This is a genomic window from Streptomyces daghestanicus (assembly GCF_020521275.1).
GTDB classification, from domain to species: Bacteria; Actinomycetota; Actinomycetes; order Streptomycetales; family Streptomycetaceae; genus Streptomyces; species Streptomyces griseoviridis.
The window spans coordinates 71,967-97,900 of the sequence record NZ_BNDX01000011.1; the positions used below are offsets into that span (position 1 = coordinate 71,967).

Here is a 25,934-nt window from a genome sequence, read left to right on the forward strand (position 1 = left end):
AACGGCACGCCGTTCCCGTCCGCTGGACTGTCGTTCGACTGGAGATCGGCTGCACATTATCGTGATCCACTGCCGGCTCCGACCGGGCCCCGGACGGCCCGGAGGTCTCCGCGTACGCGGTCCACGGTGCGGCCCCCGCCGAGGTGGGGACCTCACGCCCGGCCGGTTCCCGCACATCCACCGCACCACGGTCTGCCCCGGGAGGGCGCGGAGTTGAGTACCGTCACGTTCCGCCGGGCCCCGCGCCGCGCCGGTCCGCAGATGCCCGAGGGCGAGCTGGCCCTCCAGGAACCGCCCGCGCTGCCCGAACCACAGGGCGCGATGGGCGGAGTCGTCACCTACCTGCCCATGGCGTTGAGTTCACTCGGCATGCTGCTGGTGTTCATCCGGCCGGGCGAGGGCAACGGCGTCCTGATGTGGGTGGCCGTCGGGGTGATGGCGGTGTCCGCCGTCGCCATGCTGGTCAGCCAGTTCCTGAAGGCGTCCGGGGACCGCAAGCGGCAACTGCGCGGCGAACGCCGGGACTACCTGCGCTACCTCGCCACCAGCCGGCGCCGGGTGCGCCGCGTCGTCGACCAACAGCGCCGGGCCCAGAACTGGCAGCGTCCCGCGCCCGAGACCCTGTGGTCCCTGGTCGGCACCGCCCGCATGTGGGAACGCCGCCCGGCCCACGACGACTTCGCCGAGGTGCGGACGGCCACCGGGGAACAGGACCTGTCCCTCTCCCTCACCCCGCTGTCCACCCGGCCGGTGGAGGACCTCGAACCGCTCTGCGCCCACGCCCTGCGCCGCTTCATCCGCACCTACTCGGTCGTTCCCGCACAGCCGATCGCGGTCCGGCTGCGCTCCTTCGCCCGGGTGCTGCTGCCCGGCGACCGGGACACCGCGCGGGCCGTCGTCCGCGGTGTGCTCGCCCAGCTCGCCGTGTTCCACTCCCCGCAGGACCTGGCCATCGCGGTGGTCACCGACGCCGACGCCCTGCCCCACTGGCAGTGGGTGAAGTGGCTGCCGCACACCCGGCACCCCGCCGACACCGACGGCGCCGGAGCCGTCCGGCTCGTCGCCGGGAGCGTCTCCGAACTGGAGCCGCTGCTCGGCGAGGAGTTCGCCGGCCGCCCCGCCTTCGAGCCCGGGGCCCGGCCCGCCCGTGCCGAGCCGTACACGGTCATCGTGCTGGACACCGGGTCGGTCCCCGCCTCGGCGCGGATCGCGGGTGCCGGCTACCGCAACGCCGTCGTCCTCGACGTCCGCGCCACCCTGGCCGACGCCCCGGACCCCGGCACGCTGCGCCTGCACATGGCACCCGGCGAGCTGACCCTGGTCGCCGCCGGCCCCGGCGGACCCGGCACCCGCACCCCGCTGGGCCGGCCCGACGGCCTCGGCGCACCCGCTGCCAGGGCCCTCGCGCTCGGACTCGCCCCGTACCGGCTCGGCGCCGCCGCCCCGACCGGGCAGCCCCTTCAGGAGGACCGCGAGCTGACCGAGCTGCTCGGCATCCGGGACCTCGCCGGCGCCGACCCTGCCGCCCTGCACGCCCCCCGGCCGGCGGCCGACCGGCTGCGCGTCCCCATCGGCGTGGCCGCCGACGGCACCCAGGTGCTGCTGGACCTGAAGGAGTCCGCGCAGGGCGGCATGGGCCCGCACGGCATGCTGATCGGTGCCACCGGCTCCGGCAAGTCCGAACTGCTGCGCACCCTGGTGCTCTCCCTGGCGCTCACCCACTCCTCCGAGACCCTCAACCTGGTCCTGGTCGACTTCAAGGGCGGTGCCACCTTCCTCGGCCTCGACCGGCTCCCGCACACCTCCGCCGTCATCACCAACCTCGCCGACGAGACCGCCCTGGTCGACCGGATGAAGGACGCCCTGCACGGCGAACTGATCCGCCGCCAGGAACTGCTGCGCAGCGCCGGCAACCACGCCTCGGTCCGCGACTACGAGCAGGCCCGGCAGGCCGGCGCCGCCCTGGACCCGCTGCCGACCCTCCTCGTCGTGGTCGACGAGTTCAGCGAACTCCTCGCCGCCCACCGGGACTTCCTCGACCTGTTCGTGATGATCGGCCGCCTCGGCCGGTCCCTCGGGGTCCACCTGCTGCTCGCCTCCCAGCGCCTGGACGAGGCACGCATCCACCAGCTGGAGTCCCACCTGTCCTACCGGATCGGCCTGCGCACCTTCTCCGCCATGGAGAGCCGGGGCGTACTGGGCGTCTCCGACGCCTACGAACTGCCCCCGCAGCCCGGCAGCGGTCTGCTGAAGAACGACGTCGGCACCCTCACCCGGTTCAAGGCCGCCTACGTCTCCGGCCCCTACCGGCAGGCCCGCCCCACCGCGCCGCACGCCGTGATCGCCGGGCAGGTCGTGCCCTTCCGGGCCGAATGGGTGGCACCCCGGCACGTCACGCATCCCGCCGCACCCGACCCCGCACCGGAACCGGAGGGCGGCGAGGCGCCGAGCGTACTGGACGTCGCCGTGGAGCGGCTGCGGCACTGCGGACCGGCCGCCCACCAGGTGTGGCTGGCGCCACTGGCCGAGTCGCCCACCCTGGACCTGCTGCTCACCCCCGACGAGCCCCGCCCGCCGCTGACCGTGCCGGTGGGCGTGGTCGACCGGCCCTTCGACCAGCGTCGTGACGAACTGGTCGCCTCCCTGGCCGGGGCCGGCGGCCACGTCGCCGTCGCGGGCGGCCCGCAGAGCGGCAAGAGCACCCTGCTTCGCACCCTGATCTGCGCCCTCGCCCTCACCCACACCCCCCGCGACGTGCAGTTCTACTGCCTCGACTTCGGCGGCGGCCTGCTCGGCGCGCTCACCGGACTGCCGCACGTCGGGTCCGTCACCGGCCGGCTCGACCGCGAACGGGTCGGCCGGACGCTCCAGGAGGTCACCGAGATCCTCGCCCACCGGGAGCGGTTCTTCGCCGAGCACGGGGTGGAGTCGATGGCCGACTACCGCCGCCGCCGGGGCGCCGGTGAATTCGCCGGGGAACCCCACGGCGACGTCTTCCTGGTGGTGGACGGCTGGTCCACGGTCCGCCAGGACTTCCTCGACCTGATGCCGGTGTTCACCCAGGTCGCCTCCCGCGGCCTCAACTTCGGCGTGCACCTGTTCGTCTCCGCCGGCCGGTGGGGCGAGATCACCGGCGGCCTCCGCGACCTGCTGGGCACCCGCTTCGAACTGCGGCTCGGCGACCCCGTCGACTCGGTCGTCAACATGCGCGCGGCCGGCACCGTGCCCAAGCTGCCCGGCCGCGGACTCACCGACGAACGGCTGCACTTCCTCACCGCCCTGCCCCGTCTGGACGGCGACGCCGACCCGGCCACCGCCGCGGACGGCCTCGCCGCCCTGGTACGGCAGACCGCCGCGGCCTGGGACGGGCCGCCGGCGCCCCCGGTCCGGGTCCTGCCCGCGCTGCTGCCCGCCGCCGGGCTCCCGGCACCGGAAGGGGAACTGCGGGTGCCGCTCGGTCTGGAGGGCGCCCGGCTCGGCACCCTCTGGCACGACTTCGAGGAACATCCGCACCTGGTCGTCGTCGGCGACGTGGAGAGCGGCAAGACCAACGCGCTCGCCCTCGTCGTGGACGCGGTCACCCGGCGGTTCGCTCCGGGCGAGGCGAAGATCATGACCGTGGACTACCGGCGCGGCCTCACCACGGCCGTCCCCGAGGAGTACCGGCTCGGCTACGCCGTCGGACCGGACCTGGTGCACCGCATGGTCGACGGGACCTCCCGGGCCATGCGGGAACGCGTCCCCGGTCCGGACATCGGCCCCGACCGGCTGCGGGCCCGCGACTGGTGGACCGGGCCGCGCGTGTTCCTCGTCATCGACGACCACGAACTGGTCGCCGGCGGCGGCGACCTGTTCGGCCCGCTGCACGAGGTGCTGGTGCGTGGCGCCGAGATCGGCCTGCACGTGATCGTCGCGCGGGGCGCCAACGGGGCGGGCCGCGCCCTGCTCGGCGACCCGTTCCTGCGCCGCCTGACGGAGGCCAACTCACCCGTCCTGCTGCTGTCCTGCCCGCCCTCCGAGGGCCAGGTCGTCCCGGGCCGGAAGCCGCGTGTGCAGCGGCCCGGACGCGGCGAGTACGTCACCCGCCGGACGGCGGTGGAGACGCAGCTCGCGCTGCGGGGACGGGACGCCCAGGACGCACAGGACACGACGGACCCCGAGGGCACCCGGCGGTAGGCCCTGGCGGGGACGGCTCAGCGGGTGCCGGCGGCCCAGCGCCGGCGGCGCCCGCGCGGGACCGCGAAGGCGGTGGCGGCGGTGAGGACGACGACACCGGCCGCCGCGCCCGCGACCCACAAGGCGGTGGCCCGGCCCCGATGACCCGGCGGGCCGGACAGGGCGAGACCGCCCCGGGCGCCGGTACCACCCGGCCCGTCCGGCACCGCGGCCTGCCGGCCCTCCGCCGCGCCGGTGCCGCTCGCGGGGGTGAACGGCGCCGAGACGGCCTCCGCCGGGTCCACCGTGCCCGCCCCGGCGCCCGCCGCCGGGTAGGCGGTGGCGGTCAGCCGGTCCCGCAGGGCGGCGGCCGGCAGACCGGGCCGGCGGGCGTCCACGAGGGCGGCCGTCGCGGCCACGAAGGCGGTGGCCAGCTCGGCGCCGCCGCCGGTGAACGGGCCACCGCCGGGGCCGATGCCGGTGAGGGAGGTGCCGGGGGCGTAGAGGTCCGGGGCGGTGACGGGCGCGACGGTCTCCTCGGGCACCCCCTCCGGGGTGAGACCGGCCACGGCCAGCACCTGCGGCAGCGCCGCCGGGTACGCGGCGGGAGCGGCGGCGGACGCCTTCGCACCCGCGCGGCCCGAGGCGTACGCGGGGGCGACGACCACCACCTCGCGCCGCTCGGCCAGTTCCACGGCCCGGGTGAGCGCGGCGCTCCCCGAGGGCAGCGCGAAGGGCACGTCCACCACCCGGGCGCCGCCCGCCACGGCCGCCTCGATCCCGTCGGCGATCCGGCCCGCGGTGGTGACACCGTCGCCGTCGGTGACCCGGACGGACAGGATGCGGGCGTCGGGAGCCACCCCGGCGAAACCGGTGCCGCCCGCCGCGCCGGCCCCCGCGACCAGCCCGGCGACGAAGGTGCCGTGGCCGATGCAGTCGTCACCGGCCCGGCCGCCGCCGACCACGTCGGGACCGGCGGTGACCCGCCCGGCCAGCGGGGCGGTCCCGGTGCCGGCGACTCCGGTGTCCAGCACGGCCACGGTCACCCCGGCGCCCCGGCTCCACTCCCAGGCCCGGGACGGTGCCAGGTACTGCTGAGCCCACGGCGTCCCCGGGACGGAGCGGGTGGACCGGGCGACACAGCCCCCGTCGTCCGGGGGAGCGGCGGACACCCGGGGCAGGGTGTCCCCGTCGGCGGCGGCCGGGCCGGCCGTGCCGACGGCGGCCGTCGTGGCACCGATCAGCAGCAGGACGAGCCCCGCCGACGTGCCCGTCCCGCCCCGTCCCACCCGCCTGGTCGTCACCATGGCGGTGATCGTACTGGGGTGCGGGCCACCCGCCCCGGCCGCCCCGGCGCCGGACGGGCGCCGACTGCCGGGTCAGCCGGCCGAGTCGGCCGTGCCCCCGCCGGGGACGTCCTCCGGCAGCAGCGCCCGCAGCTCGTCCGGCCCGGCGTCGGGCAGTTCGCTGAGCCGTCCCGCCTGCCGGGTCACCATCGTCTCCAGTACGGTCCTGGCGTACCGGGCGTTGCCGAAGCCGGGGCCGCGCTCGACGCTCTCGAAGTGCCGCAGCAGCGCGTCCACCGTCGCCGGCGGGCAGGTGTAGCCGTCCCGGGCGCAGGTGCGCAGCACGATCTCCACCAGCTCGGCGGCCTCGTAGGCGGCGAAGCGCACGGTACGCGGGAACCGGGAGGCGAGTCCGGGATTGGAGGCGAGGAAACGTCCCATCTCGGCCTCGTAGCCGGCCACCACCACGGCGGTGTCCTCGCGGTGGTCCTCCATGAGCTTCAGCAGCGTGTCCACCGCTTCCCGCCCGTAGTCGGAGGGGGCACCGCCCTCCGGGGTGAGCGCGTACGCCTCGTCCACGAACAGCACACCGCCCCGCGCCCGCTGGAACGCCTCCCGGGTCAGCTGGGCGGTGTGGCCGACGTACCGGCCCACCAGGTCGGCCCGGGACACCTCCACCAGCTGGCCCCGGGGCAGCACGCCGAGGGCGCCCAGCAACTGGCCGTAGAGCCGGGCCACCGAGGTCTTGCCGGTGCCGGGCGGCCCGGCGAACACCAGGTGGTGGCCGACGGAGGAGACCGGCAGTCCGGCGGCCCGGCGCCGCTCGCCCGCCGACAGCAGGTTCACCACGTCCCGTACCTGGGCCTTGGCCTCCGCGAGCCCGACCAGGCCGGTCAGCTCCGCCAGCAGGCCCGCCACCGGACGGGCGCCGCCGCCGGGGCCGGCGCCGACGGCGGCCGCCGCGTGCTCCCCGACGTCCTCCGGCACCAGCAGGACCAGCTCGTCCTCGGTGGCCTCGGGTGTGCCGGCCAGCCGGTACGCCTGCCGGTCGATCATCTCCTCGAAGACCTTGCGGGCCTCGCGCGCGTTGCCGAACGTCTCGTCCCTGGGCAGGCGCGCGAAGTGCACCGCGAGCGCCCGCTCGGTGTCCTCCCGCAACCGGAAGCGGTCCCGCTCGCAGAGCCGGCGCACGATGGTGACGAGTTCGTCGTCGCCGTAGTTCTCGAACTCCACGGTCCGGCTGAACCGGGAGGCGAGGCCGGGGTTGGAGGCGAGGAAGTCCGTCATCGGCGCGGAGTAGCCGGCGGCGATCACCACCACGTCGTCGCGGTGGTCCTCCATCAGCTTCACCAGGGTGTCCACCGCCTCCCGGCCGAAGTCCGGGCCGCCGGTGCCGCCGCCGCTGGTCAGCGTGTACGCCTCGTCGACGAACAGCACCCCGCCCAGGGCCCGCTGGAACACCTCGGTCGTCTTGAGCGCGGTGCCGCCGACCACCCGGGCGACCAGGTCCGCGCGAGCCACCTCCACCAGGTGGCCGGAGCGCAGCACACCGAGCGAGGCCAGGATCGAGCCGTACAGCCGGGCCACGGTGGTCTTGCCGGTGCCGGGCGGCCCGGCGAAGACGAGGTGGCGGACGGTGGCCGGGACCGGCAGGCCCATCTCCCGGCGCCGCCGGGCCAGCCGGTTGACGTTGACCAGCGTCGCCACCTGGTCCTTGACCCCCTTGAGGCCGACCAGCGCGTCGAGCCGGGCCAGCGGGTCCGCGGACGGGCCGCCGTCGTCCGGGCCACCGTGCGCGTCCCGGGGACGCGCCCCGTCGGCGCGTCCCCCGCCCAGCACGTCGGGCTCCCCGTTGCCGTGGGCGGTGAGGCGGTCGGCGGCCAGGCTGCCGCCCGGGTCGGTCTGCCGCAGCCCCGCGCCCCGGTTGCCGGTCACCGTGCACCCGACGGCCCGCACCGGACCCGGCCCGGTGACCCGCAGGCCGTCCCCGGCGCCGTCGGACAGCACGCACTCGGTGAGCGCGGCCGTCGCGTCCCCGGCGACCAGCGCGCCGTGCCCGGCACTGCGCAGCAGTCGTACCCGGACCGCCGTCAGCTCCGCCTCCCCGTCCAGCGCGAGCCCGTCGCCGCCCGCGTCCTGTGCGGCGCAGTCGATCAGCTCGGCGGTGCCGCCGTCCCCGACCACGAACCCGGTGCCGGTGCCGCCCCGCACGGTCGCCGCCCGGAACGCCGTACGGGCCCGGCCGGCGATCCTGACCCCGTGGCCGCCCGCCCCCTCTACCCGCAGCTCCTCCCACCGGCCCCGGCCCTCGTCGCGGACCTCCACCCCGTTGCCGCCGCTGCCGGTGACCTCCGTACGGCGCAGCACCGGGTCGGCGCTCCCGGCCACCACCACCCCGTGTCCGGCGGGCCCCGCCACCTCCAGCCGCTCCAGCCGGGCCGTGCCGGAACCGTCGAGCACCACGCCCTCGGCGCCGCCGCCGCGCACTCGGGTCCGCCGCACCACCGGCGCCGCCCGGTCACCGGCGTGCAGCCCGGCCGCGCCCGACCCCTCGACGTCACAGTCCGTCAGCACCGCCCGGGACCGGTCGAGGAGCGCCACGCCCTGGCCCCCGCTGTCCCGCACCCGCAGCCCGGTCAGTTCCGCGGCGCCCGTGCCACCGGTGAGCACGCCCTGGGTGGCGGCCCGCTCCGCCACGCAGTCGGTGAGCCGGGGGGCGCCGGCGGAGGCCACGTAGAAGCCGATGACACAGTCCCGCGCCGTGGTGCGCCGGACGGCGGTGGTGGCGTCGCCCTCCACGGCGACGCCGGGCTTCACCGTGCGGGAGACGACGCAGTCCTCCACCGTCCCCCGGGCCCGGCCGTTGGCGAGGATCCCGTTGCCCCGGGCGTCGTCGATCCGGCAGCCGCGCACGGTGGTCTCCGCCTCCTCACCGAGCACCACCGCGGAACTGCCGAAGTCGGACAGCGCGCAGTCGACGACCACGCTGGGCCGGGCGGAGAGGTCCACGATGCCCGCCCCCTCCGGGTTGGACACCCGGCACTCGCGGACCGCGACCGAGCCCGTCTCGCGTACCAGGACGGCCGTCCAGGCCGCCCCGCGCACCTCGCACCCCGCCAACTCGGCCTGCCCACGCGGCACGTCCACCACCGGCGCCTCCTCGTCGCTGCCGGTGAGCAGCAGTCCGGAGAGCTTCACCGCCTCCGCCAGCACCTGGACGGCGCTGCCGTCACCGGGCGCGATCTCCACCGTCCCGTCCGGTTCGTAGGCGGCCAGGGTGACCGGCCGGGCCAGGACCAGGTTCTCCGGGTAGCGGCCCGGACGCACCCGGACGAGCGCCCCGGCCCTCGCCTCGGCCAGTGCGGCGGTCAGAGTGCGGTAGGGGGAACCTCCGGCCGGGTCCACCACGATGAGCTGACGCGACAACAGGGTCCCCTCTCACAACAGTTGATCACCACATCATGCCGTGCGCCCCCGACCGCCCACCAGCACGGTCCCGCCTCCGGGCCACGGGCGGGCCGGGCCGTCACGCCCGGCGGTCGGTAGCCTTCAGGCGGCGTGGGACGGGGAGGGCCCCGGCGTGAACGTCCCGGAACCTCCCCGGAAACCCCCCGCGCGCCCACCGTCCGGGCCGGTACACGCAGACAACGAGGTGAGAGGCCCCATGTTCACCACCCGCCCCACCCTCCAGGGCACCTTCGGCATGGTGTCCGCCACGCACTGGCTGGCCTCCGCCGCCGCCCTGGCCGTGCTGGAGGACGACGGCAACGCCTTCGACGCCGCGGTGGCCGGGGCGTTCACCCTGCACGTCGTGGAGCCGCACCTGAACGGCCCGGCGGGCGAGGTGCCGGTCATCGTCGCGCCCGCCGGGGCCGCGCCCCGCGTGCTGTGCGGGCAGGGGCCCGCGCCGGCCGGGGCGACCATCGCGCACTACACCTCCCTCGGCCTGGACCTGGTCCCCGGCACCGGCCCGCTGGCCGCCGCCGTGCCCGGTGCCTTCGACGCCTGGCTGCTGCTCCTGCGCGACCACGGCACCAAGTCCCTCGCGGACGTGCTGAAGTACGCCATCGGATACGCCGAGCACGGGCACCCGGCGGTCGAGCGGATCGGCGCGACGGTGGAGACGGTCCGGGAACTGTTCGAAACCGAGTGGACCAGTTCCGCCGAGATCTACCTCCCCGGCGGCCGGCCCCCGGCCCCCGGTGCCCTCCTCAAGAACCCCGCCCTCGCGGCGACCTGGCGGCGTCTGCTCACCGAGGCACGGGCGGTCGCCGGGGCCGTCGTGGGTCCCGCACGCCGGGAGGCGGAGATCGAGGCGGCCCGCCGCGTCTGGCGGGAGGGGTTCGTCGCGGAGGCGCTGGCGGACTTCGCCGCCCGGCCCACGAGGGACACCTCCGGCGAACGCCACACCGGCACCCTCACCGGCGACGACCTCGCCGGGTACGCCGCGCACTACGAGGAGCCGGTCACCCACACCTGGAACGGCTGGACCGTCGCCAAGGCCGGCCCCTGGAGCCAAGGCCCGGTCTTCCTCCAGCAACTCGCCCTGCTGGACGACGACTTCGGCGCTCCCGGCAGCGGGGCTGAGTACGGCGGCGCGGAGTACGTGCACACCCTGGTCGAAGGCACCAAACTGGCGATGGCCGACCGGGAGGCGTGGTACGGCGACGCGGACCCCGCCGCCGTACCGCTGCGGACGCTGCTGTCACCCGGGTACAACGCGGGACGGCGCGCCCTGGTCGACGCCGGGCGTGCCTCGTCCGAGCTGCGGCCGGGCCGCCCCGACGGGCGGACGCCCCGGCTGCCCGCGGCGGCCTCCCCGGACGCGGACCCCGCGGTGGCCGTCACCCCGGGGGCGGGCGAGCCGACCGTCGCCCGGGACGGCGCCACCCGGGGCGACACCTGCCACCTCGACGTCGTGGACCGCTGGGGCAACATGGTCGCGGCGACACCCAGCGGCGGCTGGCTCCAGTCCAACCCCGTCGTCCCCGCCCTCGGCTTCCCGCTCGGCACCCGGCTCCAGATGACCTGGCTGGAGCCGGGGCTGCCCAACTCCCTCACCCCCGGACGGCGCCCGCGCACCACCCTCACCCCGTCCCTCGCCCTGCGCGACGGCGTGCCGGTGCTCGCCTTCGGCACCCCCGGCGGTGACCAGCAGGACCAGTGGAGCCCGCACTTCCTGCTCGCCGTCGCCCTGCGCGAGAGGTTCCGCGGCGGCCTCGACCTGCAAGGCGCGATCGACGCCCCGAACTGGCACACCGAGAGCTTCCCGTCGTCGTTCTACCCGCGGCTCATGGACCCGGGCTCGGTCGTCCTGGAGTCCCGCTTCGGGGCCGACGTCATCGACGGCCTGCGCCGCCGCGGACACCGCGTCACGGTGTCCGGCCCCTGGTCGGAGGGGCGGCTGTGCGCGGTCGCCCGCGATCCGGAGACCGGCGTCCTGTCGGCGGCGGCCAACCCGCGCGGCATGCAGGGGTACGCCGTCGGCCGCTGAGCCGCTGCCCTACCGCCCCCCGCCCGGCTGCCGTACCTCCGCCCGCTCCCACCCCGGCCGGTCCGGCCGGGGGCCGAGCCGCTCCGGGTCGCGGGAGCGGTAGACGACGTACGGACGGACCAGGTACTGCACCGGCGCGCTGAACATGTGCACCAGCCGGGTGTACGGCACCAGCGCGATCAGCAGCATGCCGACCACCGCGTGCGCCTGGTACAGCGCCGGCACGTCCGCCATCAGGCCCGTCTCGGGGCTCAGCCGGAACAGACTGCGCGCCCACGGGGCGAGGGAGTGCCGGTAGTCGTAACCCGTGCCGGTGGAGTGGGCGAGCTTGGCGGCCATGCCGAGGAGGATCGCGCCGACCAGGAAGACGTACATGAACTTGTCGTTGGCGGTGGTGGCCCGGAAGACCGGTGCGTTGGTGCGCCGCCGGTAGACCAGCGCCCCGATGCCGAGGACCGCGAGCGCCCCGGCGAGAGTGCCGCCGTACAGGGAGAAGAGGTGGTAGGCGCGCTCGTGCACACCGATCGCGTCGGTCCACGACTCGGGGACGAACAGGCCGATGAGGTGGCCGGCGAGGACGAACAGGATGCCGTAGTGGAAAACCGGGGAGGCGATGTTCAGCAGCCTGGACTCGTAGACCTGGGAGGAGCGGGTGGTCCAGCCGAAGCGGTCGTAGCGGTGCCGCCAGACCAGTCCGGCGACCAGGGAGACGAACGCGGCGTAGGGCAGGACGGCCCAGAGGAAGACGGTCATCGGCGGGCTCCGGCGGTGGCGGGCGGCAGGGTGGCGCACACCGCGTCCAGGACGCACGCGTAGGGCGTGCCGAAGGCGGTGAGCCGGGTACGGAGCTGCTCCAGGGCGTCGCGGTACTCGACCAGCGGGCCCGTCTCCCCGGTGCGGGAGGTGAACTCCAGCACGGCGGGCAGGAAGTCGGGGAGTTCCTCGCCGGTGCACTCCAGGCCGTGCGCGCGGTACAGCTCCTTGAACCGGACCAGGGACATGCCGCGCCGCCGGGTGTCGCCGTCGCTCCACCAGCTCAGGTAGAGACTGTGCCGGTTCCTGAAGTCGAACACCTCGACGTAGTGCGCCTGGAGTTCGGGCTGGGCCGTCACCACCGCGTGGTCGGTGAACTCCCGCAGCTGCGGCGCGGCCTCCCGCAGCAGCGGCAGCCGGGCCCGGAAGTCCTCGTCCGGGTAGGTCAGGCAGAGCGCCGCCGCCTGGTAAAGCACCTCGAAACCGGGCATCAGACCTCCCTGTCGGACGGCTCGTCGGCGGTCTGCCGGCGGCGCAGGATGTGGAAGTTCTCCACCGGCACCAGCGGCAGCCGCCTGCGGCCCGAGTCCTGGCCGAACGGCCCGTCGCCGTCCACCGCGCAGGTGTCCGGCAGCGCGGACGCCTCCAGCCGGTGCGCGTCCCCGACGGCGGCCGTCGGGATGACGTACCGCTCCTCGTACTTGGCGATGGCGAGGAGGCGGTACATGTCCTCGATCTCGTCCGGTGCCATCCCCACGGCGCCCGCGACGCCGGGATCGGTCTCCTCGCCGAGGTTGACCGCCCGCATGTGGGCGCGCATCGCGGCGAGCTTCTCCAGGGAGGCCCGCACCGGCCCGGTGTCCCCGGCGGCGAACAGCTCCGCCAGGTACTCCAGCGGGATGCGCAGGGTGTCGATCGCGCCGAACAGGTTGCCGGCGTCCTCCCCGTCGTGCCCGGTCTCCGTCAGCGCGTCGACCACCGGGGAGAGCGGCGGGATGTACCAGACCATCGGCATCGTCCGGTACTCCGGGTGCAGCGGCAGCGCGACCCGGTACCTGCTGATCAGCGCGTGCACGGGGGAGCGGCGGGCCGCCTCGATCCAGTCGTACGGGATGTCCGCCGCTTCCGCGGCCCGCCGCACCGCGGGGTCCTCCGGGTCGAGGAACACGTCCAACTGGGCTTCGTACAAGCCGCGTTCGTCCGCCGTTCCGGCCGCCGCCGTCACCTTGTCCGCGTCGTAGAGCAGCACACCCAGGTAGCGCAGCCGGCCCACGCAGGTCTCCGAGCAGACCGTGGGCTGCCCGACCTCGATGCGCGGGTAGCAGAAGGTGCACTTCTCGGCCTTGCCGGTGCGGTGGTTGAAGTACACCTTCTTGTACGGGCACCCCGTCACGCACATCCGCCAGCCCCGGCAGCGGTCCTGGTCGACCAGGACGATGCCGTCCTCCGCGCGTTTGTACATCGCCCCGGACGGGCAGGACGCCACGCACGACGGGTTGAGGCAGTGCTCGCAGATGCGCGGCAGGTAGAACATGAACGACTCTTCGTAGGCGAACCGCACCTTGTCCGACGCCTCCCGCCGGACCCGCTCCACCACCGGGTCGAGGTCGCCGTAGGCCGGGGCGCCGCCCAGGTTGTCGTCCCAGTTCGACGACCAGGCGATCTTCATCGGCTTGCCGTCGAGCTGGGAGACGGGCCGGGCCACGGGGTAGTCGGTGCCGAGCGGGGCGTCGGTGAGGTTCCTGTAGTCGTACGTCCAGGGCTCGTAGTAGTCCTTGATCTCGGGGAGCCTGGGGTTGGAGAAGATCCCGGCGAGCTTCTTGAACCGGCCTCCCGCCTTGAGCTTCAGCGCGCCGCGCCGGTTCAGCTCCCAGCCGCCGCGCCACTTCTCCTGGTCCTCGTAGCGGCGGGGGTAGCCCTGGCCGGGGCGGGTCTCCACGTTGTTGAACCAGACGTACTCCATGCCCCGGCGGTTGGTCCACGCCTGCTTGCAGGTGACCGAGCAGGTGTGGCAGCCGATGCACTTGTCGAGGTTCATCACCATCGCGATCTGTGCCATCACACGCATGTCAGTACTCGACCTCCTGGCCGCGCCGGCGGATCACCGTCACCTCGTCGCGCTGGTTGCCCGTGGGGCCGAGGTAGTTGAACGCCCAGGAGAACTGGGCGTACCCGCCGATCAGATGGGTCGGCTTGAGGATCAGCCGGGTCAGCGAGTTGTGGATGCCGCCGCGCATGCCGGTGGTCTCGGCCAGCGGGACGTTCACCGTGCGTTCCTGCGCGTGGTGCATGTAGACCGTGCCGGGCGGCATCCGGTGCGAGACGATCGCGCGGGCCACCACCACGCCGTTGCGGTTGACCGCCTCGATCCAGTCGTCGTCCGCCACCCCGATGGCGTCGGCGTCCTGCGGGGCCATCCAGATGCTCTGCCCGCCCCGGGAGAGGGACAGCATGAACAGGTTGTCCTGGTACTCGGAGTGGATCGACCACTTGTTGTGCGGGGTGAGGTAGCGGACCGTGACTTCCCGGGTGCCGTCCGGGCCGAGCCGGGGCTCGCCGAACAGGCGGTGCATGTCCAGCGGCGGCCGGTAGACCGGCAGCGCCTCGCCCAGCTCGTGCATCCAGTCGTGGTCGAGGAAGAGGTGCTGCCGGCCGGTGAGGGTGTGCCAGGGCTTGAGCTGCTCGGTGTTCTGTGTGAACGCCGTGTACCGGCGTCCGCCGTGCTCGCTGCCCGACCACTCCGGGGAGGCGTTCACCGGCACCGGCGCGGACTGGGTGTCCGCGTAGGTGACCCGCCGGCCCTCGTGCTCGGCGGCCAGGTGGGCCATCTCCTGCCCGGTCTTCGCCCCCAGGGTGCGGAACCCCTGCACGGCCAGGCGGCCGTTGGTGGTGCCGGACAGGGCGAGGATCGTGTTGGCCGTCTTCACCGCCGTGTCCAGCGCCGGACGCCCGTGTGCCGGGCCGCCGCGCACCGCGCCGTTCAGCTCCCGCAGCAGCGCCACCTCCTCGTCCGGGCGCAGGGTGATGCCCTTGGCGGGCAGCCCCTCGGCCTCGGCCAGCGGGCCGAGCGCCGCGAACTTCGCGCCGATCGCCGTGTAGTCGCGCTCCACGACGGTCAGCGCGGGCAGGGTCCTCCCCGGCTCCGGTTCGCACTCGCCGCGCTTCCAGTCCCGTACCACACCGCCGGGCTGGGCCAGCTCGCCCGGGGTGTCGTGCTGGTGGGGCGAGGCGACCAGGTCCCTGCGGACACCGAGGTGCCCCGCGGCCAGCTCGCTCAGTTTCTCCGCCAGCGCCTTGAAGGTGTCGACGTCGGTGCGGGCCTGCCAGGGCGGGTCGACCGCCGGGGAGAAGGCGTGCACATAGGGGTGCATGTCGGTGCTGGACAGGTCGTGCTTCTCGTACCAGGTCGCGGCCGGCAGGACGACGTCGGAGAGCAGGGTGGAGGAGGTGTGCCGGAAGTCCAGCGAGAGCAGCAGGTCGAGCTTGCCCTCGGGCGCCTCGTCGTGCCAGACCACGTCCCGGGGCCGCTCCCCGGGCGCCGCCTCCTGGGCCCGGAGCGAGGAGTGCGTGCCCAGCAGGTGCTTGGTGAAGTACTCGGCGCCCTTCGCGGAGGACCCCAGCAGGTTGGCCCGCCACAGGGTCACGATCCGCGGCCAGTTCTCCGGCGCGTCCGGGTCCTCGCACGCGAACCTCAGCGTCCCGGCCCGCAGTTCGGCCACCGCCTCGGCCACCGGGTCGCCGGACACCTCGCCCAGCTCCAGCGGATTGCGGTCGAAGGTCGGGTACGACGGCATCCACCCCGCCCGCGCCGACAGCGCCAGGCAGTCCGCGCCGGTCATGCCCCGGAACCTGCCCTCACCCAGCGGCGAGGCCAGGACGTCGGCGCCGAACCGGTCGTAGCGCCACTGGTCGGTGTGGAGGAACCAGTACCCGGTGCCGATCATCTGCCGGGGCGGCCGGGCCCAGTCCAGGCCGCCCGCCAGGGAGGCCCAGCCGGTCAGCGGGCGGCACTTCTCCTGGCCGACGTAGTGCGCCCAGCCGCCGCCGTTGCGGCCCTGACAGCCGGTGAGCTGGAGCAGGGCGAGGAAGGCCCGGTAGATCGTCTCGGAGTGGAACCAGTGGTTCGTCCCCGCGCCCATCAGGATCATGCAGCGGCCCTTGGAGCGCTCCGCCGTCCGCGCGAACTCCCGGGCGACGCGCACACAGGCCGCCGCTGGCACCGAGGTGTGCGTCTCCTGCCAGGCCGGGGTGCAGGGGTCGGCCGGGTCCTCGTACGACGCCGGCCAGGTGCCCGGCACGCCGGGGCGGGCGACGCCGTACTGGGCCAGCAGCAGGTCGAAGACGGTCGTCACCAGCGGGCCGCCGGGGCCGCCCAGCCGGGTCGCGGGCACCCCGCGCCGGACCGCCTCGCCGCGCCCCTGGCCGTGCGGGCCGCCGTCGGTGTCGAAGCGGGGGAGGAGCACCTCGACGCCCGCCGCGGCCTCGTGGCCGTGCAGGGTGAGGCGGGGGCCGACGTCCCCGAGGTCCAGGTTCCACCTGCCCTGGTCGGCCTCGTTCCAGCGGAAGCCGAGCGAGCCGTTGGGGACCACCGCCCGGCCCGTCGTCTCGTCCAGCACCACCGTCTTCCACCGCGCGTCCTCGCCGCCCTGCCCGAGGTCGGCGGCGCGCAGGAACTTCGCCGGGACGTACGCCCCGTCCCGCTCGGCCAGGGTGACCAGGAACGGCAGGTCGGTGAAGCGCCGTACGTAGTCCGTGAAGAACGGCGTCTCCCGGTCGACGAAGAACTCCTTCAGCACCACGTGCCCCATGGCCAGGGCCAGCGCGGCGTCCGTGCCGGGGTGCGGGTGCAGCCACTGGTCGGCGAACTTGGTGTTGTCCGCGTAGTCCGGGGAGACCACCACGACCTTCTGGCCCCGGTAGCGGGCCTCCGCCATCCAGTGCGCGTCCGGGGTGCGGGTGACCGGGACGTTCGTGCCCCACATGATCAGATACGCCGCGTCCCACCAGTCGCCCGACTCCGGCACGTCCGTCTGGTCGCCGAAGACCTGCGGGGAGGCGACGGGGAGGTCGGCGTACCAGTCGTAGAACGACAGCATCGGCGCGCCGATCAGGGAGTGGAAGCGGGCGCCCGCCGCGTGCGACACCATCGACATCGCGGGGATCGGGGAGAACCCGGCGATCCGGTCCGGGCCGTGGGCCTTGATGGTGTGCACGTGCGCGGCGGCCACCAGCTCCACCATCTCGTCCCAGGACGCCCGCACCAGGCCGCCCTTGCCCCGGGCCCGCTGGTAGCGGCGCCGCCGCCCGGGGTCGCCCTGGAGGTCCGCCCAGGCCAGCACCGGGTCCTTCAGCCGGGCCTTCGCCTCCCGGTACATCTCCAGGAGCACCCCCCGCACGTACGGGTAGCGCATCCGGGTGGGGGAGTACGTGTACCAGGAGAAGGCGGCGCCCCGCGGGCAGCCGCGCGGCTCGTACTCCGGGCGGTCCGGGCCGACCGACGGGTAGTCCGTCGCCTGGGTCTCCCAGGTGATGATGCCGTCCTTGACGAAGACGTTCCAGCGGCACGAGCCCGTGCAGTTGACGCCGTGCGTGGAGGTCACGACCTTGTCGTGGCTCCAGCGGTCCCGGTAGAAGGCGTCCGCCTCGCGCCCGCCCGCCAGCCCGATGCTGTGCAGGTCGGGCGAGGCCGTCCCGCGCCGCAGGAACCGTCCCGCGCGCAGCAGCACCGCGCCCGGCTCGGCGGGCGGTGTCCGCGTGTCCGTCACGTGCGCTCCCTTGCCGGCGGCCCTGGTTCACGAACCTAGGGCCGGGCACGGGAGCGCACCCGTTCACGGCGCCCGTACGGGTTCCCCCGCCGGGGTCGCCGTACGGGTTTCCCCGCCGGGGTCGCGCGTACGGGTTCCCCCGGAGGGGTCGCGCGTACGGGTTCCCCCGCCCAGGGTCAGGGCTTGCGGGCCCCCCGCGTACACCGGCTCGATGCCCTCCGCCCGCGCCGCCACGTCCACCGGCTCCGGCCGCCCCCCGGTCACCGGGAGCACCCCCGGACCCAGCAGCTCCGGACCGTCGGAGAACCGGGCGGACCCGGCCGGCGGACGCGGGAGGAACGGGGTGCCGTACCGCGCGGACAGCGCGGCGGCCCTGCCCACGGCCTCCGGGTTCAGATCGGCGGTGACCTGCGACAGGACCAGGAAACCGCCGGGCGCGAGGGCGCCGACGCACCGCTTCGGCAGCCCGTGCGCGCCGCCGCCGTCGACCGCGTCCCCCAGGTGGTGCGTCAGGGCCACCGGCGACAGGGCGACCGGCCGGGCCGGGTCCAGGGACTCGCCCGCCGGCCGCAGGATCGTGTCCGGGCCGCGGACGTCGGCGTGGACGTGGTCGGTGGCGCCCTCGGCGGAACCGGTCAGCAGCGCCTCGGCGTGCCGCGGCACGATCGGGTCGTTGTCCGCGCACACCACCCGGCACCCGGGCGCCACGCCCTGCGCCACCTGGTGCGGGTTCGGCCGGGCCGGTACGCCGGTGCCGACGTCGAGGAACCGGCGGATGCCCGCCTCGGCGGCCGTGCGCACCGCCCGGTGCGTGACTCGGCGGTTGGCGCGGGCGCCGCGCACCGCCGTCTCGTCGGCGGCGAGCATCCTGCGGGCCGGCTCCTCGTCCACCGGGCAGTTGACCTTGCCGCCCAGCCACCGGTCGTGGGACACGGGCCGGGTGCGGCCGGCCGGTGCCGGTGGCGGGCACGGCGTCGTCCCGGGCGGTCACGCGCGGCGTTCTCCTCGGGGCTCCGCGTACGGGCCGGCCGTCTCGGGCGGGGTGCCCGGGGGGCCTTCCGGGACGGGGCGGGCTCAGCAGCGCTCGCGGTACTCGCGCAGGATCTTCTGCGTACGCGACGCGGAGGCGGCCAGCGCCGTCATGTGGTCCAGCACCTCCAGGTGGGTGGAGACCTCGTCCCGGGAGTCCAGGTACAGGGCACCCGTCAGATACTCGGTGAAGACCATGTCCGGCAGCTCCGGCTCCGCGAACCGGAACAGCGTGAACGGCGCGTACGTCCCCGGGTGCGGGCCGGTGGCGAACTCGGCGACCTGAAGGGTCACCCGCTCCCGGCCGGCGAAGTCCAGCAGCTTGTCGAGCTGTTCCCGCATGACCCGGCCGTCGGAGCTGACCGGGCGGCGCAGCACCGTCTCGTCCATGACCACCCACAGGTGCGGCGGCCCCTCGCGCTCCAGCAGCCGCTGCCGCTCCATGCGCAGCGCGACGTGCCGGTCGACCGTGTCCGGCCCGGAGGTGCCGATCGTGCCGGTCTCCATCACGGCCCGCGCGTAGTCCTCGGTCTGGAGCAGTCCCGGTACGAAGTGCGGCTCGTAGGACCGTATGATCCGGGCGGCGCCCTCCAGGCTGACGTACAGGCTGAACCAGTCCGGCAGCACGTCGTGGTAGCGCTGCCACCAGCCCGGCCGGTTGGCCTCCTCCGTGAGGTCGACGAAGGCCGTCACCTCGTCCTCGGGCACCCCGTACGCGTGCAGCAGCAGCTGGACGTAGGGGATCTTCAGGGCGACCTCGGCCGTCTCCATGCGCCGTACGGTGGCGGGGGCCACCCGCAGCACCTTCGCGGCCGCCTCCCGGCTCAGGCCGGCCGCCTCCCGCAGCTCCTGGAGCCGCTTGCCCAGCACCACCTGACCGACGGTGGGCGCGGGTCGTCGGTCACTCACGCCACGCCCCTCCCACGTGCCCACGCATGCGCGCAGTCTTTCACGCCACCCGCCCCCTACCACAAGCCGGGCCGGGCACCGGCACGATGACCTCCGGGGTAATCGACCGGCCGCCGCCTGTCCGTCATCGTGGGGCGCACACCGGGCGCCGGGCCGGTGAGCCCCGTCCCGGCCCCCGGTGCCCCGCCCGCTCCCGCACCGCCCGGAGGCGTCCCGTCATGTCCACGACCTACTTTGCCGTCCTCGCCCGGACCCGTGAGCCCGGCGTGGCGCTCCGCCGCTTCCTGGCCCTCGACGCCGCGGTGACCGGCGCCAACGGGCTCGCCTACCTCGCCCTGTCCGGCCCGCTCGGCGACCTCCTCGGCGCGGGCTCCGGGCTGCTGCTCGCCCTCGGCGCGGCACTCGCCCTCTACGCCGCCGCCGTGGGCCTGCTGGCCGGCCGCCGCGAACCGTCCGCCACGGGGGTGCGGACGGTCGTGGCGGCCAACCTCGCCTGGGCGGTGCTGAGCCTGGCGGCCCTCGTGCTGTGGCTGTCGCCCACCACGGCCGGCGCGGTCTGGACGGTGGCGCAGGCGCTGGTCGTCGCCGGCTTCGCCCTGGCCCAGCACCGGTCGCTGAGGGAGCGTCAGAGCGCGCGTCCCTGAAGGTACTCGGCGGTCGCCGGGTCGGCGGGGAGCAGGGTCTCCACGGCCAGCTCGGCGACGGTCACGTCCATCGGCGTGTTGAAGGTGGAGATCGAGGAGAGGAACGACAGCGTCCGCCCGGCGTGCTCCACCTGCATCGGCAGCGCGGGGAACGGCTCCGGTTCCTCGGGCCCGGCCTCCGGGCCGCCGCCCTCGGGCACCGGATAGGCCGCGACCTCGTCGTACAGCGCCCGCAGCCGGGGCGAGCGGTGCAGGGCCGTCTGCCGCTCCAGGCGGGCCAGCAGGTGTCCGCGCCAGACGCGCAGATTGCGGATGCGCGGTGCGAGGCCCTCCGGGTGCAGCGTCAGCCGCAGCGCGTTCAGCGGCGGCGCCAGCAACCGCTCCGGGACGCCGTCCAGCAGCATCGTGACCCCCCGGTTGGCGGCCACCACGTCGTACGCCGCGTCCACCACCAGCGCCGGGTAGGGCTCGTAGCCGCGTATCAGCCGTTCCAGGCCGGCCCGCAGGGTGTCCAGCGCCGGGTCGTCCAGCGGGGTCTCCGGATAGTGCGGGGCGTAACCGGCCGCGAGCAGCAGCGCGTTGCGCTCCCTGACCGGTACGTCCAGGTGCTCGGCCAGCCGCAGCACCAGCTCGGCGCTCGGCCGGGACCGGCCCGTCTCCACGAAGCTGATGTGCCGGGCGGAGGAACCGGCGCGCGACGCCAGCTCCAGCTGGCTCACCCGGCGCCGCTCCCGCCAGGCCCGCAGCAGCGGACCCACACCCCGGCAGGCGGCGGGCACGGACGACGCGTCAGCGGTCATGAGGGGAACCGTAGCCGACCGGCGCGGCCGCGCGGAGCCCGTACGGCCCTCCTGTGGCACGCTGGGGTGGACCCCGGCCGACGCCCGCCGCCGGGGGACCGCCGCCCGCCCTCCGGGGCGCCGTCAGGGAAGGAGACGCGGCCCATGCCCGTCGTACCGCTGTCACCCGAGGAGATCGAGGACCGGCTGGCCGGGCTGCCGGGCTGGTCGCTCGACGGCGACCGCCTCACCCGCTCCTACCGGCTCGCCTCCCACACCGCGGCGACGGCGATGGTCGTGCACATCGCCCAGGTCCAGGAGGAACTCGACCACCACTCCGACCTGACGCTCGGCTACGACACCGTGTCCCTGAGCGTGCACACGCACAGCGCGGGCGGCGCGGTCACCGAGAAGGACGTCGGACTGGCCCGCCGCGTCGAGGCTCTCGCCCCGGCGCACGGGGCACGCTGACGCACGGCAGGCCGGGCCACGTTGACGTACGGCCGGCCGGGGCACACTGACGTATGTGCTGGACTACGACAAGGAAGCGGAGCGGTACGACGCCGCGCGCGGCGGCGAGCCCCGGGCGGCCGCCGCCGCCGAGGCCGTCCTGAGCCTCGTGCCGCCCGGCGCCCGCGTCCTGCTCGACGCGGCCTGCGGCACCGGGATCGTCACCCGGCGCCTCGCGGCGGCCCGCGACGGACTGCGGGTGACCGGGGTGGACCTCACCGACGCCATGATCCGGCGGGCCGCGGCCCGGCTGCCCGGCGCGGTGGTCCGCGCCGACGCCCGCCGGCTGCCGTTCGGGGACGGCCGGTTCGACGCCGTGACCAGTGTGTGGCTGCTGCACCTGACGGCCACCGGGGAGGACGCGCGGGCCGTCGTCGGCGAGTGCGCCCGGGTGCTGCGGCCCGGCGGGGTGTACGTCACCACGGTCGACAAGGGCGCCTCGCACAACGTGGGCAGCGACATCGACGCCGTCCTCGCCGCCCGCCCGCCCAGCCCCGTCCGGGACGCCGCCGAGGCCGTCGAGGCGTACGCCCGCGCCGCCGGCCTGGTCCCGGCCGGGCGGGCCCGCTTCACCGGCCACGGGCAGGGCCGCAGCCCCCGGCGGACCGTCGAGGACCTGCGCCGTGGCTGGTTCATGACGCTGCCGCCCGACTCCCCGACGGCCGACGAGTTCGCCGCCCGCCTGGCGGCCCTGCCCGACCAGGACCGGCCCCGCCCCGACCCGGTGTTCACGCTGCGGGCCTTCCACAAGCCCTGAGGCCGAAGCCCGCCGGGCCACCGTGCGGGGGGCGGCAACTCCGGTGCCGTCGGCGGCGACTGGGAGGAGAACACCCCCGCCCTCCCAGGAGGCCCCCCATGAAGCACCCGCACGGGCGCGGCAGACGCCGTGTCCTGGTCCCCGCCCTCGCCGCGGCCCTCGCGCTGGCCGGCGCCGGACTGACCGCCCTCGGCGCCGACACCGCCGAGGCCGCCACCGCCCGGCAGGTCGAGAAGCTGGACCGGGGCGTCGTCAGCGTCCACACCTCGGCCGGCAACCTGGTCAGCTGGCGCTGGCTCGGCACCGACCCGAACGACGTCTCCTTCAACGTCTACCGGGCCGGCACGAAGGTCAACTCGTCCCCGGTCACCGGCTCCACCAACTACTTCCACTCCGGCGCCCCCGAACAGGCCGACTACACCGTCCGCGCGATCGTGAACGGCGTCGAACAGGCCGACTCCGTCCACGCGGTGCAGTTCCGCGCCGGCTACAAGGACGTCCCGATCTCCCCGCCGGCCGGCGGCACCACCCCCGACGGCGTCGCCTACACCTACGAGGCCAACGACGCCTCCGTCGGCGACCTCGACGGCGACGGCGCCCTGGACTTCGTCCTGAAGTGGCAGCCCACCAACGCCAAGGACAACTCCCAGTCCGGTTACACCGGCAACACGATCGTCGACGGCGTCAAGCTCGACGGCACCCGCCTGTGGCGGATCGACCTGGGCCGCAACATCCGCTCCGGCGCCCACTACACCCAGTTCCAGGTGTACGACTACGACGGCGACGGCAAGGCCGAGGTCGCCATGAAGACCGCCGACGGCACCACCGACGGCACCGGCGCGGTGATCGGCAGCGCCTCCGCCGACCACCGCAACTCCTCCGGGTACGTCCTGTCCGGCCCCGAGTACCTGACCATGTTCAACGGGCAGACCGGCAAGGCGATGGGCACCGTCGACTACGCCCCGGCCCGCGGCACGGTCTCCGCCTGGGGCGACTCCTACGGCAACCGCGTCGACCGCTTCCTGGCCGGCACCGCGTACCTGGACGGCGCCCGGCCCTCCCTCATCATGGCCCGCGGCTACTACACGCGCAGCGTGATCGCCGCGTGGGACTGGCGCAACGGCGCCTTCACCCGCCGCTGGACCTTCGACACCACCTCCTCCACCAACAGCGGCAAGGGCTACGACGGGCAGGGCTCGCACAGCCTCTCCGTCGGGGACGTCGACAACGACGGCAAGGACGAGATCGTGTACGGCTCGATGGCCGTGGACGACAACGGCAACGGCCTGTGGACCGCGAGGACCGGCCACGGCGACGCCCAGCACCTCGGCGACCTGGACCCGTCCACCGCGGGCCTGGAGTACTTCAAGGTCTCCGAGTCCACCTCCCAGCCCGCCGAGGTGTACCTGAACCCGGCGAACGGCGCGGTCCGCTGGAAGCTTCCCGCCTGCTGCGACAACGGCCGCGGCGTGGCCGGCGACATCTACGCGGGCAACGACGGCGCCGAGGTCTGGTCGGCCTCCGACACGTCCATCCGCGACGAGGCCGGCGCCACCAAGGGCCGCGAGCCGTCCTCGGCCAACTTCCTGTCCTGGTGGGACGGCGACCCGGTGCGCGAACTCCTCGACGGCACCCGGATCGACAAGTACGGCACGTCGTCCGACACCCGCCTGCTCACCGGCGCGGACGTCCACTCCAACAACGGCACCAAGGCGACCCCGTCCCTGTCCGGCGACATCCTCGGCGACTGGCGCGAGGAGGTCGTCTGGCCGACGGGCGACAACACGGCACTGCGGATCTACTCGACCCCGTACGAGACCACCACGAAGATCACCACCCTGCTGCACGACACCATGTACCGGACCGGGCTGGCCTGGCAGAACACCGCCTACAACCAGCCCCCGCACCCGAGCTTCTTCCTCGGCAACGGCATGGCGACCGCGCCGCGGCCGGCGGTGTACACGCCGTAGCCGCCTGACCAGGCGCAATAAGCTATCCAGGTCCAGTGATGGGTCCGCCGGGCCTCCCGTGCGGACCCATCACGCATCGTCTCCGCCGATCTCTGGGGAGGAACTGGGGAGATCCATTTCCGAAGCATCACCTGAGGCGTCCGCTTCAGCCGGCGGCTCCGAGATGAAGCTCCCCAGCGCCGCCCGAGCACGGTTCCCCGCCTTCGGCATGAAGTGCACATACGTCCGCAGCGTGAACGCCGGATCACTGTGCCCCAGCCACTCGGCCAGCTTCGTGATCGTCTCACCCTCCGCCAGGACGACGCCGGCGAACGTGTGCCGCAACACATGGAAGCCGAACTCCCGCGGCATCTCCCACTTGTCCCGCCGCCACGGCTTCCCGCCCCGCTTCGACTCCACCCACTCCCGTACAGGCGGCTCGATGAGCCCTGCTTCGACGAGAGCCGGCTTCCACTGCCGGTCGTTGAACGTGTCCCGGCTGATGGCGCCGCCGCGGACGCTGTCGACGTGGCTGGTGGTGACGAGCAGGGTGGCACGCGCCTCGACGACGCGCGCCACCCGGCGGTGCACCGGACCGCCGGGCACCTGCGAAGCGGCGACCGCACCAAGGGCGTCGTCTCCCCCCTCGCCTTGCGGGCGACCGGCACGCCGGCCTTCCTGGGCACCGCCGGAGAGCAGGGGACAGCCCGGCCCCGTCAGCCCAGCACGCCCCGCACCGCCTTGGTGAAACGTTCGGCGACCCAGTCGATCTCCGTGTCGGAGGCGTGCACGGTGGTGCCGAAGCCGGCGCCCAGGTGCCGGTCCGAGACGCCGACGGACAGGGCCACCGCTCGGGCCAGGCAGTCGTCGGTCCGGGGGAGGGCGCCGGGCCGCAGAGCCGGGCCCGCGTACCGTCCGCCCGGCGCCGTGAGCTGGCGCATGTTGCCGTAGTAGTGCTGGCCCGAGTCGCGCAGCGTCGTGGTGCCCAGGGCCGAGGCGACGGCTCGTGCGTCCCCGGCCCGGTCGAAGAGGTGCACCAGCAAGGTGCCGCACTCCCCGGCCGCGTCGTGCAGTGTCCGGCGCCGGACACCCTCCCGTGCCGGGATCGCCGCCGCCAGCCGCCGCTTGACGGCCCGGGTCCGCCTCAGCACGGAGTCCAGCTTCGCCAGCTGGGCGCAGGCCACGGCCGCGCTCAGTTCGGGCATCCGCAGGTTGAGGCCGAAGAGCGGGTCGCCCGCGGGCCCGTCCGCCGGATACCGGCCGTGGTCCTTGAAGGCGGCGGCGCGCCGGTGCAGGCCGGGGTCGTCGGTGAGGACGAACCCGCCGTCGCCACTGGTGAGAACCTTGTAGGGGTTGAGGGAGAACGCGCCCAGGGCCCCGAACGTGCCCAGGGCCCGGCCCTCGTAGGTGCCACCGCACGCCTGGGCCACATCCTCGACGAGCAGCAGGCCGTGGCGTTCGGTGACACGGCGCAGTGCGGTCAGGTCGCACGGCGCGCCGAGCATGTGGACGGCCATGACGGCGCGGGTCCTGGGGGTGATGCGCCGCTCGACGTCGGCCGGGTCGAGCGTGAGCGACTCGTCGATCTCGGCGAGCACCGGCACCGCGCCCAGATGGGCGACGCTCGCGATGGAGGCGACGAAGGTGTAGCCGGGCACGATGACCTCGTCGCCCGCGCCGATCCCGGCCGCGACGAGCGCGGCCAGCAAGGCCGACGTGCCGCTGTTGGTCGTCACGGCGTGGCGGGCGCCGAAGACCTCACCTGCCAGGGCCTCGAAGCGGTGCACGAACGACGCCGGTTCGGGGCGGCCGTAGGCGTGCCGGGTCCGCTCCCAGTGGTCCAGCACCTCTTCGACGTTCGCGCGCTCCTCCGGGCCGAAGAAGGCGTATCCAGGACCGGGCAT

The 25,934-nt window shown here is 74.8% G+C and carries 16 protein-coding genes and 1 pseudogene; 6 read left to right on the forward strand and 11 right to left on the reverse strand.

The features are described 5' to 3' along the window. Positions 1–213 precede the first annotated feature (213 nt). Complete coding sequence (gene eccCa, locus Sdagh_RS22725; protein ID WP_195826295.1) at positions 214–4,176, forward strand: type VII secretion protein EccCa; 3,963 nt, start codon at positions 214–216, stop codon at positions 4,174–4,176. A gap of 17 nt (positions 4,177–4,193) precedes the next feature. On the opposite strand, the gene Sdagh_RS22730 is transcribed toward eccCa, so the two are convergent. Then, positions 4,194–5,462 (reverse strand): S8 family serine peptidase, encoded by a 1,269-nt coding sequence (locus Sdagh_RS22730; RefSeq protein ID WP_190077160.1) that lies wholly within the window; start codon positions 5,460–5,462, stop codon positions 4,194–4,196. A gap of 72 nt (positions 5,463–5,534) precedes the next feature. Next, on the reverse strand, positions 5,535–8,867 hold the full coding sequence (locus tag Sdagh_RS22735; RefSeq protein ID WP_190077159.1) for a right-handed parallel beta-helix repeat-containing protein: 3,333 nt from the start codon (positions 8,865–8,867) through the stop codon (positions 5,535–5,537). Between the two features lie 238 nt (positions 8,868–9,105). Here Sdagh_RS22735 and Sdagh_RS22740 point away from each other — a divergent pair, with 238 nt between their 5' ends. Continuing rightward, the gene (locus Sdagh_RS22740; RefSeq protein ID WP_189418295.1) at positions 9,106–10,935 is read left to right on the forward strand and encodes a gamma-glutamyltransferase family protein; all 1,830 of its coding nucleotides are present in this window, start codon (positions 9,106–9,108) and stop codon (positions 10,933–10,935) included. A 9-nt stretch (positions 10,936–10,944) separates the two neighbouring features. Here the strand turns inward: Sdagh_RS22740 and narI are convergent, their stop codons facing one another. The 6 genes and pseudogenes from narI to Sdagh_RS22770 form a co-directional block, all read right to left on the reverse strand. Then, positions 10,945–11,688 carry a respiratory nitrate reductase subunit gamma gene (narI, locus tag Sdagh_RS22745; protein WP_189418297.1) on the reverse strand — a complete coding sequence of 248 codons (744 nt, stop codon included), beginning with the start codon at positions 11,686–11,688 and terminating at the stop codon, positions 10,945–10,947. After that, positions 11,685–12,179 (reverse strand): nitrate reductase molybdenum cofactor assembly chaperone, encoded by a 495-nt coding sequence (narJ, locus tag Sdagh_RS22750; protein ID WP_189418299.1) that lies wholly within the window; start codon positions 12,177–12,179, stop codon positions 11,685–11,687. The genes narI and narJ overlap by 4 nt, the downstream gene beginning before the upstream one ends. Beyond that, a complete protein-coding gene (gene narH / locus Sdagh_RS22755; RefSeq protein WP_190077158.1) occupies positions 12,179–13,756 on the reverse strand; it encodes a nitrate reductase subunit beta in 1,578 nt (525 codons plus the stop codon). Before narH ends, narJ begins: the two co-directional genes overlap by 1 nt. A 1-nt stretch (position 13,757) precedes the next feature. Then, a complete protein-coding gene (locus Sdagh_RS22760; RefSeq protein ID WP_190077157.1) occupies positions 13,758–17,453 on the reverse strand; it encodes a nitrate reductase subunit alpha in 3,696 nt (1,231 codons plus the stop codon). A 176-nt stretch (positions 17,454–17,629) separates the two neighbouring features. Continuing rightward, positions 17,630–18,444: pseudogene (locus Sdagh_RS22765) on the reverse strand (SAM-dependent methyltransferase). Between the two features lie 83 nt (positions 18,445–18,527). Next, positions 18,528–19,391 (reverse strand): Sco1979 family transcriptional regulator, encoded by an 864-nt coding sequence (locus Sdagh_RS22770; RefSeq protein WP_189418304.1) that lies wholly within the window; start codon positions 19,389–19,391, stop codon positions 18,528–18,530. 218 nt (positions 19,392–19,609) lie between these two features. On the opposite strand from Sdagh_RS22770, the gene Sdagh_RS22775 reads away from it, so the two are divergent. Continuing rightward, positions 19,610–20,035 (forward strand): hypothetical protein, encoded by a 426-nt coding sequence (locus Sdagh_RS22775; protein WP_189418305.1) that lies wholly within the window; start codon positions 19,610–19,612, stop codon positions 20,033–20,035. Here the strand turns inward: Sdagh_RS22775 and Sdagh_RS22780 are convergent. Further along, positions 20,017–20,835: a helix-turn-helix domain-containing protein gene (locus Sdagh_RS22780; RefSeq protein WP_189418306.1), complete on the reverse strand. Its 819-nt coding sequence runs from the start codon at positions 20,833–20,835 to the stop codon at positions 20,017–20,019. The two genes, Sdagh_RS22775 and Sdagh_RS22780, sit on opposite strands and share 19 nt — an antisense overlap. A 144-nt stretch (positions 20,836–20,979) precedes the next feature. On the opposite strand from Sdagh_RS22780, the gene Sdagh_RS22785 reads away from it, so the two are divergent. The 3 genes from Sdagh_RS22785 (at position 20,980) to Sdagh_RS22795 (ending at position 24,051) form a co-directional block, all read left to right on the forward strand. Then, the gene (locus tag Sdagh_RS22785) at positions 20,980–21,285 is read left to right on the forward strand and encodes a 4a-hydroxytetrahydrobiopterin dehydratase (protein WP_189418307.1); all 306 of its coding nucleotides are present in this window, start codon (positions 20,980–20,982) and stop codon (positions 21,283–21,285) included. 55 nt (positions 21,286–21,340) lie between these two features. Then, positions 21,341–22,081 carry a class I SAM-dependent methyltransferase gene (locus Sdagh_RS22790; RefSeq protein WP_189418308.1) on the forward strand — a complete coding sequence of 247 codons (741 nt, stop codon included), beginning with the start codon at positions 21,341–21,343 and terminating at the stop codon, positions 22,079–22,081. 98 nt (positions 22,082–22,179) lie between these two features. Then, positions 22,180–24,051 (forward strand): rhamnogalacturonan lyase, encoded by a 1,872-nt coding sequence (locus tag Sdagh_RS22795; protein ID WP_189418310.1) that lies wholly within the window; start codon positions 22,180–22,182, stop codon positions 24,049–24,051. Between the two features lie 69 nt (positions 24,052–24,120). On the opposite strand, the gene Sdagh_RS22800 is transcribed toward Sdagh_RS22795, so the two are convergent. Further along, positions 24,121–24,609, reverse strand: a complete 489-nt coding sequence (locus Sdagh_RS22800) for a tyrosine-type recombinase/integrase (protein WP_189418312.1) — start codon at positions 24,607–24,609, stop codon at positions 24,121–24,123. Positions 24,610–24,746: 137 nt separating this feature from the next. Further along, complete coding sequence (locus Sdagh_RS22810; RefSeq protein ID WP_190077156.1) at positions 24,747–25,934, reverse strand: DegT/DnrJ/EryC1/StrS family aminotransferase; 1,188 nt, start codon at positions 25,932–25,934, stop codon at positions 24,747–24,749.

Excerpts from the sequence above, each read along its gene's own strand:
- Sdagh_RS22730 (WP_190077160.1), bottom strand. The coding sequence starts at position 5,462 with ATGGTGACGACCAGGCGGGTGGGACGGGGCGGGACGGGCACGTCGGCG.
- Sdagh_RS22740 (WP_189418295.1), top strand. The coding sequence starts at position 9,106 with ATGTTCACCACCCGCCCCACCCTCCAGGGCACCTTCGGCATGGTGTCC.
- narI (WP_189418297.1), bottom strand. The coding sequence starts at position 11,688 with ATGACCGTCTTCCTCTGGGCCGTCCTGCCCTACGCCGCGTTCGTCTCC.
- narJ (WP_189418299.1), bottom strand. The coding sequence starts at position 12,179 with ATGCCCGGTTTCGAGGTGCTTTACCAGGCGGCGGCGCTCTGCCTGACC.
- narH (WP_190077158.1), bottom strand. The coding sequence starts at position 13,756 with ATGCGTGTGATGGCACAGATCGCGATGGTGATGAACCTCGACAAGTGC.
- Sdagh_RS22775 (WP_189418305.1), top strand. The coding sequence starts at position 19,610 with ATGTCCACGACCTACTTTGCCGTCCTCGCCCGGACCCGTGAGCCCGGC.
- Sdagh_RS22780 (WP_189418306.1), bottom strand. The coding sequence starts at position 20,835 with ATGACCGCTGACGCGTCGTCCGTGCCCGCCGCCTGCCGGGGTGTGGGT.
- Sdagh_RS22785 (WP_189418307.1), top strand. The coding sequence starts at position 20,980 with ATGCCCGTCGTACCGCTGTCACCCGAGGAGATCGAGGACCGGCTGGCC.
- Sdagh_RS22795 (WP_189418310.1), top strand. The coding sequence starts at position 22,180 with ATGAAGCACCCGCACGGGCGCGGCAGACGCCGTGTCCTGGTCCCCGCC.
- Sdagh_RS22810 (WP_190077156.1), bottom strand. The coding sequence starts at position 25,934 with ATGCCCGGTCCTGGATACGCCTTCTTCGGCCCGGAGGAGCGCGCGAAC.